Raw genomic sequence first — 14250 nt, forward strand, 5'->3', positions numbered from 1 at the left:
CCTCGTCCTGCCCGATAGGAATTCTGCCAATATGAAACTGGAAGAACGCCCAGGGCGCCGTGGTTTCGCGGGGCTTCCGACGCACTGGAGGGCTGGACCCCGGGTCAGCGAGGGGCGCGACCGGCTTGGCGCGCGCGGCGCGACTGGGCGATTGACAGGGGCGGCGGGGCGGGGTCGGATGCGCGCCCTCGCATGGAGTGTGTCTTGTCGCATCGAGAGCCCATTGCCCTGCCCGGGCAGCGCATCGGATTGCTCGGCGGATCCTTCGATCCGCCGCACGCGGGGCACGCGCATATCTCGAAATGGGCGCTGAAGGCGTTCCGGCTGCATCAGGTCTGGTGGCTGGTGAGCCCCGGCAATCCGCTGAAGCCCGCCGCCCCGGCGGACATGGCACGCCGCCTCGCCGCCGGGCGGGCGATCATGCGGCATCCGAGGGTCAAGGTCACCGATATCGAGGCGCGTCTCGGCACGCGCTACACCGCCGCGACGCTGACCGAACTTGCCCGGCGCTATCCGGGCGTCCGTTTCGTCTGGCTGATGGGCGCGGACAATCTGCGCGGCTTTCACCGCTGGGAGCGCTGGGACGAGATCCTGCGCATGGTGCCGGTCGGCGTGCTGGCCCGCCCGGGCGAGCAACTGCGCGCCGGTCTTTCGCCGGCGGCGCGGCGCTTCGCGCGCTGGCGGCTGCCGGCGGCGCAGGCGGCGGGGCTCGCCTCGCAGCGCGCGCCCTGCTGGACGCTGCTCAGCGGGCGCATGCTCGATCTTTCTTCGAGCGAGCTCCGCCGCATGGGTCTCTGGCGCGCCTGACACGTCCTGATCCGGGGATCCGGAGCATTGGACAGACGGGCCGCGTCGGCGTAATTCTTGCGCGGCGTGGGTGAGTGGGAGCCTGCCGCCATCGGCGGCGGCGCGGACGCGTGCGACAAGAACGATATAGCGGAGGTTTGCGGAAATGGATTTCAACAGCGCGCTGATCGCGGGCGCCGGCGGACTGATCGTCGGACTGGTGATCGGCTATTCCATGGGCGGGTCGGGCGAGGATCTGGCGGAGGCCGGCCTCCGCCAGACGCGGGAGCTTTCGACCAAGGTCGAAGCGTTGAGCGAGAAGGTCGGCGGCATCGAGGGCGCGGTCGGCGCGCTCAGCAAGGCGCAGACCGACGACGCGCAAGGGCTCGGCGCGCGCATCGACGGCATCGCGCAGGAGGTGTCGAGCCGGATGGACGCGCTCGGCGGCGGCGTGTCGGACGCGATGAAGACACAAATGCAGGATCTGCGCGGGCAACTCGCCGGCCTGATCGGCGGCGTCGGTGGCGGCGCGGCGGCGCCTGAGCCGGAGCGGGCGGCGGGCACTGGCTCCGCCGTGATCCCGGGCTCGGCGGTGACACTGGCGGACGGCAAGCTGCGGGTGTTCCTGTCGGCCGCCGATGCCAAGGCGGGCACGGCGCGGGTGGCGATCAACGGCCAGACGCTGGTGCCGCTCGAGCTCGGCAAGCCCTTCGACGCGGACGGCTGCTCGGTCTCGCTGACCGGCTTCGACGCGGACGGGGCGGCGCTGATCGACGGCGGCTGCTGAGCCTGGCATGACGCGCGGCCTTTCCCGGCGCGCTGTGCTCGCCGGTCTCGCCGCCGGGGTGGCGGCGCGGCCGGGCCGGGGTCGCGCCGCGGAACCGCCGCGCGCCGGTTATCTGCTCGTCGATCTGAAAGGCGGACAGGTGCTCGACGCGCGCGACGCCGACCGCGCCTTCCCGCCGGCTTCGGTGGCGAAGCTCGTCACCACGCTCTATGCGCTCGAAGCGCTCGGCCCCGGCTACCGCTTCGCGACGCGCCTCGTCGCGAGCGGGCCGGTGGAGGGCGGGGCGCTCGCCGGGGATCTCGCGCTGGTCGGCGGCGGCGATCCGGTGCTCGACACCGACGCGCTTGGCGAACTCGCGGCCGAGCTCTCCTCCTTGCGCGCGATCAAGGGCGGTTTTCGGATCGACGCCGGCGCGTTGCCGGCGATCGGCCAGATCGCGGAGGACCAGCCGGACGCCGCCGGCTACAACCCGGCGATCGCCGGGCTGAACCTCAATTTCAACCGCGTCTACCTCCAGTGGGCGCCGGGCGCCTCCGGTCCGAAGACGGCCTTTTCGGCGCCGGGCGAGCGGTTCGAGGTCGACGTGCCCTCCGTACGCGCCGAGGTGACGCGCGCGGTCCGCGAGCCGACGCACGGATTCGGCCCGGGCGGCGAGGTCTGGCGACTGCCGGCGGGGGGAATGCGGGGCGCGGGCAGCCTCTGGCTGCCGGTGCGCGAGCCGGTTCCTTACGCCGCCGAGGTCTTCGCCGCGCTGGCCGGTCGCGGTGGGTTGACTTTGCCCGCCGCGATCGATGGTCCGGCGGGCGGAGGGACGGTTCTGGCGGAGCGGCGCGGGGCACCGGTGGCCGAGCTGTTGCGTGGCATGCTCTTTCACTCGACCAACCTGACCGCCGAGGTGCTGGGCCTCCGCGCGACGCAGACGCGGGGCGGAACGCCGGGCGATCTCGCGCGATCGGCCGCGGCGATGACGGACTGGGCGCGGGCGGAATACGGGCTCGGCGGCGCCGTTTTCGTCAATCATTCCGGCCTCACCGACCAATCTCACCTGACGCCGCGAGAGCAGGTCCGGCTTCTGGCGCGCGCCGAGGACCGGCTGCCCGGCCTGCTGCGCGAACGGCCGGTCGCGGACGGGGCGGGCGGCACTTTCAGGGCGGAGGGCGCGCGGGTGCTGGCCAAGACAGGCACGCTCGATTTCGTCAGCGCGCTCGCCGGCTATGTCGAGCGGCGGAACGGGCGGCGGCTGGCCTTCGCGATCTTCGCCGCCGATCCCGCCGCGCGGGCCGCGATCCGCCCGGAGGACCGGGCCGATCCGCCCGGCGCCGCGCTCTGGGCGAACCGCGCCCGGGCCGAGCAGGCCGCCCTCCTGCGCAAGTGGCTGGCGGCCTATGGCTAATCCGCGAAATCCTGCACCAGATAGACGTCGCCGCAGGCGACGCCCTTGGGATCGACGCCGACGCCGCTGCCGAGGCGGCGGAAGCCCGGAGACAGGAGCGACGCGCGGTGCTTGGGCGAGGACAGCCATTTCGCCACCACGTCCTGTGCCAGCGTCGCATAGGTATGGATCGGCACCGGCTGATTGGTGTCGCCATAGGTGAAGGAGCAGCCGCTCATCTTCGTCGAGATCGGCCGGCCGACCAGCCGGTAGACCTTGTTCATCGCGATATTCTCGCCGGCGTTGCGATAGCTCAGCGACTGGCGGTCCAGCCGTTCCTTGAAGCCGGACTGCCCCTTGATCGGCAGCGCGTGGCTGTGCATCCGCAGCTTTGCCATGTTGCGCGCCTGGTCGGAGGCGACGCGGGCGAGCTTGGCGTCGCGGGAGAGCGGCGCCAGCCCGCGACCGCGGCGCGCGGCGTTGGAATAGATGAGCACGGCTTCGTCGAACAGCTTCTGGTCGATCCCGTCGGGCGAAATCGGCTGATTGAGCCGGCTCGGCACCTTCTCGGCCGCGGCCGCCTCGGTCCCGGTCAGGGCGACGCAAAGCAAAGCGAGCGCGCTCAGGACCTGGCGCATGGCAATCTCCCGATGGTCTTCCCCCAGCGCGTCGACCCCGGGGGCCGGCGCTGATCCCCACTCTGCGGATCCGTGGTTCATCCCCGGTTAAGAAAGAGGCGCCGGACCCGGTGACTTCGGCCAATGGTGAATCAAAGCCTGACGGATCCCGCTTTCCCTGCCAAGGCCGGAACTGTATCACTTGGCCGCCGTTTCCCGCGCGAGGATGACATGGACGAGACCGCGATGGCCTTCGAGATGCCGCATGTGCGCGCCGCGGCGACCCAGACGGGCCAGTTGCTCGATCGTATCTCCGTGCGCGACTATACCCGCACCGTCGAGATCGGCGCCTTCCGCTCGGAGCGCGGGGTGACCCAGCGCATCCGCTTCAACGTGGTGATGGAGGTCTCGCACCATACCGCGGCGCAGGACGACGATGTTGACAAGGTCGTGTCCTACGATTCGATCACCGAGGCGATCGAGGCGGAGTTCGCGAGCGAGCGGGTGAACCTGCTCGAAACGCTGGCCGAGCGCGTGGCGGCGCGCTGCCTCGCCGATCCCCGCGCGGTGCGGGTCTTTGTCCGGATCGAGAAGCTCGACCGCATCCCGGGCGCGCTCGGGGTCGAGATCGCCCGCGCCCGCGTCGCCGGCGCCCCGCGGCTGCGTCCCGTGGTCGAACCGGTCGCGGCGGCGGCCGCGCGAGCGCGCGTGTTTCATCTCGCCCAGAGCCTGCTCGAAGGGCCGGAGGCGGACGCCTGGCTCGACGCGCTGGTCGGCTGGGAGCATCCCGTGGTGCTGGTCCTCGGGCCGGCCGAGCCGCGCGCGCCCGGCCGCACCGAGGCGGAACGCCGCATCGGCCTGCTCGCGATCGAGCAGAACGCCTGGGCGCTGACCGACCGCGACCCGCGGTTCGACGTCGCCGCCTCGCGCACCGAACTCGACTGGGCGATGAAGAACCGACGCCCGACGGTCTGGGCGCCGGCCAAGATGGTGATGGACGCCCCCGGCGCCGCGGCCCCCGACGCCGGTGACCCCGTCGCACTTGCCGCTTGGCTCGCGGCCGAGATCGAGGCCGAGCTTCTGGTGATCGCCGGAACCGAGGCGCCGCCCGGGGCCTCGCGCGTCGAGCGCCCGTCCGATCTGCCGGCCTGATCCGATGCCCGCCCGCGTCGTCTTCGATCTCGACGGCACCCTCGTCGATTCCATTCCCACGATGGCGGACGCCGGCAACCGGATGCTGGCCGAGCTTGGCCGGCCGCCGGTCAGTATCGAGGAATGCGCGAGGTTCGTCGGCAACGGTGTCGCCAGGCTGGTCGAGCGGTTGCTGCTCTGTCGCGGCGGCTTGCCGGGGGAGGGGCTCGACCCGGCCGTCGCGCGGTTTCGCGCGATCTATGGCGCCGATCCGGTCACTGGCACCCATGCCTATCCCGGCGTCGGCGAGGCGTTGGCGCGACTCGCCGACGCCGGCCATTGGCTCGCGGTCTGCACGCAGAAGCCGAACGCGCCGGCGCTCGCCATCCTGCGCGGCTTGCGGATGATGCCGCCCGTCACCGGCTTCACCGGCGGCGACAGCATCGATGCGCTGAAGCCGGATCCGCGCATGTTCCGCCACGCCGCCGACCAGCTGCCGCCCGGTGTCGAGTTGCTCGTCGGCGACAGCCTGACAGACGCGGAGACGGCGCGCGCGGCGGGGGTGCCGTTCCTGCTCCATACCAGGGGCTATCGCACCCAGTCCGTCGCCGAGCTGCCGCACGACGCGGCCTTCGACGATTTCGCCGCGCTGCCGGAGCTGGTCGCGCGGATGCTCGCCGCTTGACCGGCGTCCATCGTCCGATCCCCTGGCTGGGGGGGCCGCGCCCGGCCCGTGCCCGCCGCCTCGCCGGGGGGCCGGTCTGGTTCGCCGACCTCGCCCTGCACCGGCGCGGCGCGGCACCGGTGCTTCTCCGCGCGGACGAAGCACCGGTGGAGGTGGTGGAGCGCCTGTCCGCGCCGCGGGCCGATCTGCTCGGCCTGTCCCTCGACCGGCCGCGGCTGATGGCGGTGGTCAATGTGACGCCGGACAGCTTCTCGGACGGGGGGCGGCATTTCGCCGCCGCCGACGCGGTGGCGCGCGCGAAGGCGATGGTCGCGGCCGGCGCCGACATCCTCGATATCGGTGGCGAATCCACCCGCCCCGGCGCCGCCCCGGTGCCGGCCGAAGCCGAGATCGCCCGCGTCGTGCCGGTGATCGCCGGACTGCGCGCCGAAGGCGTCACAGCGCCGATCTCGATCGATACCCGCAAGGCGGCGGTGGCGGCCGCGGCCTTCGAGGCGGGCGCCGACCTCTTCAACGACGTCTCGGCGCTCGAACATGATCCCGAAAGCCTGCGCCTCGCCGCCGCCTCGGGTCGGCCGGTCTGCCTGATGCATGCCCAGGGCGATCCCCGCACCATGCAGGACGCGCCGCGCTATGACGACGTGCTGCTCGACGTCTGCGACTATCTCGCCGGGCGCGTCGCGGCGGCCGAGGCGGCGGGTATCCCGCGCGCGCGGATACTGGTCGATCCCGGTATCGGTTTCGGCAAGACCGTCGAGCACAATCTCGCCCTTGTTCGCGGCCTCGCGGCCCTGCACGGCCTCGGCTGCGCCGTCCTGCTCGGCGCCTCGCGCAAGCGCTTCATCGGAACCGTCGCCGGCGTGGCCGAGGCGCCGGCGCGCGGACCGGGGTCAATCGCGGTGGCGCTCGAGGGGTTGCGCCAAGGGGCGCAGGTGGTACGAGTGCACGACGTGGCCGAGACCCGGCAGGCGGTGGCCCTCTGGCTCGCGCTCGCCGGGGACGGCGAGGGCTGAGGCGAGGAAACGAATGGGGCGCAAGCTCTTTGGAACCGATGGCGTGCGCGGACGGGCCAACGACGACCCGATGACGGCGGACACCGCGCTGCGGCTCGGCCAGGCCGCCGGCCGCTATTTCACCAGCGGCGACAAGCGCCACACCCATCGCGTGGTCATCGGCAAGGACACCCGGCGCTCCGGCTACATGCTCGAAAACGCGCTGACCGCCGGCTTCACCTCGGTCGGGATGAATGTGTTTCTCGTCGGCCCGATCCCGACCCCGGCGGTCGGCTTTCTCGCCCGCTCGATGCGCGCCGATCTCGGAGTGATGATCTCGGCCTCGCACAACCCGTTCCAGGACAATGGCATCAAGTTCTTCGGCCCCGACGGCTTCAAGCTCGGCGACGCGGCGGAGGAGGCGATCGAGGCGGCGCTCGACGGGGCGCGGAGCCTTGCCGAGCCGGCGGATATCGGCCGCGCCACCCGCATCGACGACGGCCGCGGCCGCTACATGGAGTTCGCCAAGACCACCTTTCCGCGCGGCCTGCGGCTCGACGGGCTGAAGGTGGTGGTCGATTGCGCCAACGGCGCCGCCTATCGCACCGCGCCGGAAGTCTTGTGGGAACTGGGGGCCGAGGTGATCCCGCTCGCGGTCCAGCCCGACGGCGTCAATATCAACAAGGGCTGCGGCTCGACCCATCCCGAACTCGCGGCCGAGGCGGTGCTGGAGCACGGCGCCGATCTCGGGATCAGTCTCGACGGCGACGCCGACCGGGTGATGATCATCGACGAGAAGGGCGTGGTCGCCGATGGCGATCAGTTCATGGGCCTGATCGCCGACCGCTGGCGGGCCGAGGGGCGCCTGGCGGGGAACACCCTCGTCGCGACTGTAATGTCCAACCTCGGGCTCGAGCGGTTCCTGCGCGCCCGGGACATCACGCTGCTGCGCACCGCCGTCGGCGACCGCTACGTCGTCGAGGCGATGCGCGAGGGTGGCTTCAATCTCGGCGGCGAGCAGTCGGGCCATATCGTGATGACCGACCATGTCACGACCGGCGATGGGCTGATCGCCGCGCTACAGTTCCTGTCGGCCATGGCCGAGACCGGGCGGCGGGCGAGCGATCTCGCGCGGGTTTTCCCGCCCTATCCGCAGACCCTGCGGAATGTCCGCTACCGCAAGGGCGCCCAGCCGCTGGAGCAGGCGAGCGTTCAGGCCGCCATCGCCGCCGGCGAGGCGCGGATGGGCGGCGCCGGGCGCCTCGTCATTCGCAAGTCCGGCACCGAGCCGCTGGTCCGGATCATGGGCGAATGCGAGGATCCGGCGCTGCTGCGCGCCATCGTCGGCGATATCGAGGCCGAGGTCGCCAAGTTCGCCTGAGAAGGCCCGCGGCTTCGGAGTTTTCGCCCGTCTTCGACGGTCAGTCGGCCCCCCGTGCCGAGGGGTGCCGAGCCATGCGCGGCTTCCCTCCGCTGTCGGATGGAACCTTCTCCGCCCAAGTACGTTTTTCACCAGACAGGAAGATAGGCGAGGTGGCGTGGTGATGTCATCCAAAAGCCGGTCTTCGTCTGAAATGAAGCAAATATCTTCCAGGAAGGGAGTTCAAATTGAAACGCTCTTTTATTCCGCTTTTCGTCGCGGCGTCGATGGCGACGGCTCCGGTTGTCGCTTTCGCGCAGATGACTGACATCAGCAGGGTTGAAAGTGAGGTGACGAGCGATCTGGCATTGGTCGGGATCAACGATATCGACGTGTCGATGCTCACGCTGAAGCAGTTGCAGGAAATCAAGCTCGTGGCCGGAGGTCAGAGCGGCATGACTGACAAGCAGCGCCAGATCCGGGCGATCATCGATCGGGCGCCGGGCTCGCAGTCCGAGTAACCAGCTTTCACGCCGAGGAGTGACCTGCGCGGTCGGGAAGCCGGCCGCGTTTTTTTTTTGGAGCGTAAAGACGACCCGGTTGCGCCGGGCCGTCCGCTCCGGAGTCCTGATTTGACGCAATATCTTGATCACCAGATGATGCCGTCTGGTTGGATATCGCTCTACCGCGCCACCGTGTCCATGTCGAACGCCGCCGCCAGCAAGGCCCGGGTATAGGCGGTCTTCGGCGCCGCGAAAATCTCCGCCGCGTCGCCCGCCTCGACCACGTCGCCATTGCGCATCACCAGCATCCGATGCGCCAGCGCCCGCACCACGCGCAGATCGTGGCTGACGAAGACATAGGCGAGCCCGTACTTGCGCTGCAGCAGGCGGAGCAGTTCGACGATCTGCACCTGCACCGTCATGTCGAGCGCCGAGGTCGGCTCGTCCAGCACCACGAGCTTTGGCCGCAGGATCATCGCCCGGGCGATCGCGATGCGCTGTCGCTGGCCACCGGAAAATTCGTGCGGATAGCGGTGTCGCGTCTCGGGATCGAGCCCTACCTCGCGCAGGATGTCGATCACCCGCTCGGCCGGATCGCCGGCATGGCCATGCACGCCGAGCCCCTCGGCGACGATCTGCTCGATCGTCATCCGCGGGCTGAGCGAGCCATAGGGATCCTGGAACACCATCTGCATGTCGCCGCGGATGCCGCGCAGATCGCGGTTGCGCCAGCCCTGGATGTCGCGGCCGAGAAAGACGATGCGCCCTTCGGACGAGATCAGCCGCATGAGCGCGAGCGCGAGCGTGGTCTTGCCCGAGCCGCTCTCGCCGACGACACCCAGCGTCTCGCCGGCCCGGATCGCGAGGTCGGCGTGGTTCACCGCCTTCACATGGCCGACGGTCCGTCGCAGCAGCCCGGCCTTGATCGGAAACCAGACGCGGAGATCCTTTGTCTCCAGCACCGGCGCGGCGTCCCCCCCCACCGGCTCCGGCGCGCCGGTCGGCTCGGCGGCGAGCAGGGCGCGGGTATAGGGATGGCGCGGATCGGTGAAGATCGCCGCCGTCGGCCCGGTCTCGACGATCTCGCCGGCGCGCATCACCGCCACGCGGTCGGCGATCCGCCGCACGATGCCGAGATTGTGGGTGATGAACAGCATCCCCATGCCCTCGGCCTTCTGGATATCCGCGAGCAGGGTCAGGATCTGCGCCTGAATCGTCACGTCGAGCGCGGTGGTTGGCTCGTCGGCGATCAGCACGTCCGGCCCGTTCGCCAGTGCCATGGCGATCATCACCCGCTGCCGCTGTCCGCCCGAGAGCTGATGCGGATAGGCGCCGAGCCGGCTTTCGGGGTCGCGGATGCCGACCTGGGTCAGGAGCTCGATGATGCGCGCGCGGGCGGCGGCGCCGGTCAGCCCCTGATGCAGAGCGAGACTCTCGCCGATCTGCCGTGCGATCGGATGCAGCGGATTGAGGCTGGTCATCGGCTCTTGGAAGATGAAGCTGATGTCGTTGCCGCGCACCGCGCGCAAGGCCCGGGCGCCCGCCGTTGCCATGTCCGCGCCCCGGTAGCGGATCTCGCCGGTGACCCGCGCATTGTCGGCCAGCAGCCGCACGGTCGAGAGCGCGGTCACCGACTTGCCGGAGCCGCTCTCGCCGACCAGAGCCAGCGTCTCGCCGGGGGCGAGGTCGAAGCTCACGCCGCGCACCGCTTCGGTCACGGCGCCGCCTTGCGCGAAGGCGATGCGCAGGTCGCGCACGGACAGGATGGGCTCGAGGCTTTTCCCCGTGTCCTTCATCGCGTGCCCTTCATCGCGCGGGCCTCACGCGAAGGTCTTCCGCGGATCGTAGGCGTCGCGCACGCCCTCGAAGATGAAGACGAGCAGCGACAGCATGATCGCGAAGGTGAAGAAGGCGGTGAAGCCGAGCCACGGCGCATTGAGCTGGTTCTTGCCCTGCAGTGCGAGTTCGCCAAGCGAGGGATAGGAGGGCGGCAGGCCGAGCCCGAGAAAATCGAGCGCCGCCAGCGTACCGATCGCGGCCGTGATGATGAAGGGCATCAGGGTCAGGGTTGCCACCATGGCGTTGGGCAGGAGGTGGCGGAACATGATCGTCCGGTCGCGCACGCCGAGCGCGCGGGCCGCCCGCACATATTCGAAGTTCCGCGCGCGCAGGAACTCGGCCCGCACCACGCCGACGAGACTGGTCCAGCCGAAGAAGGCGATGAGCAGGGTCAGCAACCAGAAATTCATGGTGAAGATCGCCGACAGGATGATGATGACATAGAGCGTCGGCATATTGCTCCAGATCTCGACGATCCGCTGGAACACGAGGTCGGTCCAGCCGCCGAAATAGCCCTGCGTCGCCCCCGCGACGATGCCGATCGCGCTCGATATCACCGCCACCATCAGCGCGAACAGAACCGAGATGCGAAAGCCGTAGATCACCCGCGCCACGACGTCCCGCGTCTGGTCGTCGGTGCCGAGCCAGTGGTCGCGGTCCGGTGCCGAGGGGGCCGAGACCACGCCGTAGTTGATCGTGTTGTAGCTGTAGGGCACCGGCGGCCACAGCATCCATCCGGGCTGCGCGATCACCTGGCCGTCCACCATTCCGGTCGCCGCCTCGGCATAGATCCGGTCGGGATCGTCGAGGCAGGCTTCCAGACCCCCGGTGCGGATCAGGCAGCGCACCTCCGCCGACTGATATTCGGCCTCGGTCTGGAACTCGCCGCCGAAATCCGCCTCCGAATAGAAGTTCAGGATCGGAAACCGGAACCCGTCCTGAAACCGGATCAGAAGAGGCCGGTCGTTCGCCACGAACTCGGCGCAGAGCGCGACGAGGAACAGCGCGAGAAACACCCAGAGCGACCAGAACGCCCGCCGGTTCGCCCGGAAATTGGCCAGCCGTCGGCGCTGGAGGGCGGTCAGCGTCATGTCTCGCGGCTCTCGAAATCGATGCGCGGATCGATCCAGACATAGGTGAGATCCGAGAGCAGGCCGACGATCAGCCCCAGAAGGCCGAAGACATAGAGCGTGCCGAACACCACCGGATAGTCGCGCTGGATCGCGCTCTCGTAGGCCAGCCGCCCGAGGCCGTCGAGGCTGAAGATCGTCTCGATGATCAGGCTGCCGCCGAAGAAGATGCTGATGAAGACCGCTGGAAAGCTGGCGATCACGATCAGCATCGCATTGCGGAACACATGGCCGTACAGCACCCGTCCCTCGGTCAGGCCCTTGGCGCGGGCGGTCATCACATACTGCTTCTTGATCTCGTCGAGGAAGGAATTCTTGGTGAGCAAGGTGGTGGTGGCGAAGGCGCTGATCGTCGCCGCCGTCACCGGCAGCACGATATGCCAGAGATAGTCGAGGATCTTGCCGCCGAGGCTCAGCTCTGCCCAATTGTCCGACGTGAGGCCGCGCAACGGGAAGATCTGCCAGTAGGAGCCGCCGGCGAACAGCACGAGCAGCATGATGGCGAAGAGAAAGCTCGGCACCGCGTAGGCGACGACGATGACCGCGCTGGTCCAGGTATCGAAGCGCGTCCCGTCGCGGATCGCCTTGCGCACCCCGAGCGGAATCGAGATCGCATAGGCGATCAGCGTCGACCAGAGGCCGAGCGTGATCGAGACCGGCATCTTCTCCAGCACCAGGTCGATGACGGAGATCGAGCGGAAATAGCTCTCTCCGAAGTCGAAGGTGAGATAGTTGCGCACCATCAGCAGAAATCGTTCGAGCGGCGGCCTGTCGAAGCCGAACTGCCTTTCCAGATCGGCGATGAAGTCCGGAGGCAGGCCCTCCGCGCCGCGGTATTCGCTGTTTCCGCCGCCGCCGCCATCGCCGCCACCGCCGGTGAACCGGTCGGTGGACGAGCTCTGATCCTCAAGCTGGGCGATGATCTGTTCGATCGGACCACCGGGCAGGAACTGGGTCAGGATGAAATTGATGAGCAGGATGCCGAACAGCGTCGGCACCATGAACAGCACGCGGCGGAGGACATAGGCGCCCATCTCAGCGCAGCGCGCCCTCGGATTTCAGCTTGTCGTACTTCGCCTGGTCGATCCACCAGTAGGCGTCGCCGCGGGCGTATTCCGGCTGGACATCCGGGCGGCCGAACACGTCCCAGTAGGCGATGAGATACTGGCCGCTGTACCAGTTCGGCACCCAGATCTGCTTTGCCCGCAGCACCCGGTCGAGCGCGCGCACCCGCGCCTCCATCGTCGGACGGTCGGGCGCGGCGATCACCTGCTCGATCAGCGCGTCGACGACCGGATCCTTCAGCCCGCCATAGTTGGCCGAGCCCGGCGCGTCGGCCGCGGACGAGCCGAAGAGCTCGCGCAGTTCGAGCCCGGGCGAGAGTGACATGGCGAAGCGGCCGCCGATGACGTCGAAGTCGAAATCCTTCTGCCGCTGCTGCATCTGGGCCGCGTCGACCGTGCGGTTGCTGGCATCGATCCCGATCCGCCGCAGATTGGCGACATAGGGGTTCACCACGCGGTCGAGCGAGGGATTGTCATCGACGAATTCGACGCGCAACAGCTCGCCCCTGGCATCGCGTCGCAATCCGTCGGCGCCGACCTTCCAGCCCGCCTCGTCGAGCAGGGCCGAGGCGCGGCGGAGCGCGGAGCGGTCGAGCTGCTGCGCGCCCTGAACCGGCGGCGCATAGGCGACCTCGGTGAAGATCTCGGGCGGCAGCTGGTCGCGGAACTGTTCCAGCACCGCGAGCTCCTCGCCCTGGGGGAGACCCTCCGCCTGCATCGGTGAATTTTCCCAGAAGCTGTCGGTCCGCTTGTAGAGTTCATGGAACAAGGTAGCGTTGGTCCATTCGAAATTGAACATGAGCGCGATCGCCTCGCGCACGCGCGGGTCCTGGAACTTGTCGCGGCGCAGGTTGAACCAGAAGCCCTGCGTGCCGGAGGGGCGATTGTCGGGCAGCGTCTCCTGCTTCACCCAGCCCTTCCTCAGCGCGGGAAAATCGTACGCCGTGGCCCAGAGGCTGGAGAAGAACTCCTGGTGAAAGAGATAGCTGCCGCTCTTCAGCGCCTCGAAGGCGGCGGTGTTGTCGGCGAAATATTCGTAGACGAAGCAGTCGAAATTGTTCACGCCGACATTCACCGGCAGCTTCGCGCCCCAATAGTCCGGGTTCTTGCAATATTTGATGGTGCGCCCGGGCTGGACGCTCGCCACCACGTACTGGCCGGAGCCGACCGGCGGCGTCAGCGTTGATTCCCCGAACGGCACCGTCTCGTAGTAGTGCTTCGGCAGAACCGGCAGCGCCCCGGCGAGACCCGGCAGTTCGCGCTTGGCCGCGTCGGCGACGAAGGTGAACTTGACCTTGTGCGGGTCCAGCGCCTCGACCTTCTCGATGTCGCGCAGCGTGATCTTGTACGACGGCTCGCCCTTGTCGAGCAGCACCTGATAGCTGAAGACCACGTCCTCGGCGGTGATCGGCACGCCGTCCGAGAACGTCGCCTCGGGGCGCATGTTGAAGATCACCCAGGACTTGTCCTCGGGATATTCGACGCTCTCGGCGATCAGCCCATAGGCCGAATCCGGCTCGTCGGCGGAACCGGCGAGCAGGCTGTCGGTGAGCAGGCCGAGCCCCTGCGCCGGCTCACCCTTGAGGATATAGGGGTTCAGGCTGTCGAAGGTCTGCGAGGCGCCGACCCCGCGAAAGCTCATGGTCCCGCCCTGTGGGGCATCGGGATTCACATAGTCGAAATGCTCGAAGTCCGCCGGGTATTTCAGATCGCCAAAGGTCGAGATTCCATGGCTCGTGATGATCTTCGGCGCCGTCTCCTCGGCCCGCGCATGCGCCGTGATCGCCAGCGCCGCGCCGAACAGAAATCCGCTCGCCATCCGGATCAGGCGGCGCCCTTCGGGCGGGGCGACCGCGCAGGTTCCGGCGGGGTGGCGACGGTCTGGTGCTTGCATCGGCTATCCTGTGATCGCGGCGGTGGCAAGCCGCCGGCGGGAGGCGAACGGGGCGGTCAGGCTACCGGTACCGCGCGCCTCTCACGACGC

The 14250-nt window shown here is 69.0% G+C and carries 13 protein-coding genes; 8 read left to right on the forward strand and 5 right to left on the reverse strand.

What is annotated here, in order from left to right:
* Positions 1 to 204 precede the first annotated feature (204 nt).
* The 3 genes from Q0480_RS17190 to dacB all read left to right on the forward strand — a co-directional run bounded on the left by Q0480_RS17190 (position 205) and on the right by dacB (position 2966).
* On the forward strand, positions 205 to 807 hold the full coding sequence (locus Q0480_RS17190; RefSeq protein ID WP_299134838.1) for a nicotinate-nucleotide adenylyltransferase: 603 nt from the start codon (positions 205 to 207) through the stop codon (positions 805 to 807).
* Positions 808 to 952: 145 nt separating this feature from the next.
* Positions 953 to 1573: a hypothetical protein gene (locus tag Q0480_RS17195; RefSeq protein WP_299134839.1), complete on the forward strand. Its 621-nt coding sequence runs from the start codon at positions 953 to 955 to the stop codon at positions 1571 to 1573.
* Between the two features lie 7 nt (positions 1574 to 1580).
* Complete coding sequence (dacB, locus tag Q0480_RS17200) at positions 1581 to 2966, forward strand: D-alanyl-D-alanine carboxypeptidase/D-alanyl-D-alanine-endopeptidase (protein WP_299134840.1); 1386 nt, start codon at positions 1581 to 1583, stop codon at positions 2964 to 2966.
* Here the strand turns inward: dacB and Q0480_RS17205 are convergent.
* Positions 2963 to 3583, reverse strand: a complete 621-nt coding sequence (locus Q0480_RS17205) for a CAP domain-containing protein (protein ID WP_299134841.1) — start codon at positions 3581 to 3583, stop codon at positions 2963 to 2965. The genes dacB and Q0480_RS17205 overlap by 4 nt on opposite strands.
* A 210-nt stretch (positions 3584 to 3793) precedes the next feature.
* On the opposite strand from Q0480_RS17205, the gene Q0480_RS17210 reads away from it, so the two are divergent.
* The 5 genes from Q0480_RS17210 to Q0480_RS17230 all read left to right on the forward strand — a co-directional run bounded on the left by Q0480_RS17210 (position 3794) and on the right by Q0480_RS17230 (position 8251).
* A complete protein-coding gene (locus Q0480_RS17210) occupies positions 3794 to 4714 on the forward strand; it encodes a dihydroneopterin aldolase (RefSeq protein ID WP_299134842.1) in 921 nt (306 codons plus the stop codon).
* Between the two features lie 4 nt (positions 4715 to 4718).
* Entirely contained in the window at positions 4719 to 5378 is a 660-nt protein-coding gene (locus Q0480_RS17215) for an HAD-IA family hydrolase (RefSeq protein WP_299134843.1), read from the forward strand.
* A 17-nt stretch (positions 5379 to 5395) separates the two neighbouring features.
* On the forward strand, positions 5396 to 6391 hold the full coding sequence (folP, locus tag Q0480_RS17220) for a dihydropteroate synthase (protein ID WP_299134879.1): 996 nt from the start codon (positions 5396 to 5398) through the stop codon (positions 6389 to 6391).
* A gap of 13 nt (positions 6392 to 6404) precedes the next feature.
* Complete coding sequence (gene glmM / locus Q0480_RS17225) at positions 6405 to 7751, forward strand: phosphoglucosamine mutase (RefSeq protein WP_299134844.1); 1347 nt, start codon at positions 6405 to 6407, stop codon at positions 7749 to 7751.
* 227 nt (positions 7752 to 7978) lie between these two features.
* A complete protein-coding gene (locus Q0480_RS17230) occupies positions 7979 to 8251 on the forward strand; it encodes a hypothetical protein (protein WP_299134845.1) in 273 nt (90 codons plus the stop codon).
* A 161-nt stretch (positions 8252 to 8412) separates the two neighbouring features.
* On the opposite strand, the gene Q0480_RS17235 is transcribed toward Q0480_RS17230, so the two are convergent.
* Genes Q0480_RS17235 through Q0480_RS17250 form a run of 4 tightly spaced genes read right to left on the reverse strand, consistent with a single transcriptional unit; the run spans position 8413 to position 14160 of the window.
* Positions 8413 to 10029, reverse strand: a complete 1617-nt coding sequence (locus Q0480_RS17235; RefSeq protein ID WP_299134846.1) for an ABC transporter ATP-binding protein — start codon at positions 10027 to 10029, stop codon at positions 8413 to 8415.
* A gap of 24 nt (positions 10030 to 10053) precedes the next feature.
* Positions 10054 to 11163: an ABC transporter permease gene (locus Q0480_RS17240; RefSeq protein ID WP_299134847.1), complete on the reverse strand. Its 1110-nt coding sequence runs from the start codon at positions 11161 to 11163 to the stop codon at positions 10054 to 10056.
* A complete protein-coding gene (locus Q0480_RS17245; protein ID WP_299134848.1) occupies positions 11160 to 12236 on the reverse strand; it encodes a microcin C ABC transporter permease YejB in 1077 nt (358 codons plus the stop codon). The genes Q0480_RS17240 and Q0480_RS17245 overlap by 4 nt, the downstream gene beginning before the upstream one ends.
* Position 12237: 1 nt before the next feature.
* On the reverse strand, positions 12238 to 14160 hold the full coding sequence (locus tag Q0480_RS17250; RefSeq protein ID WP_299134851.1) for an extracellular solute-binding protein: 1923 nt from the start codon (positions 14158 to 14160) through the stop codon (positions 12238 to 12240).
* Between the last annotated feature and the right edge of the window lie 90 nt (positions 14161 to 14250).

Source organism: uncultured Amaricoccus sp., from assembly GCF_937891315.1.
Taxonomy (GTDB): Bacteria; Pseudomonadota; Alphaproteobacteria; order Rhodobacterales; family Rhodobacteraceae; genus Amaricoccus.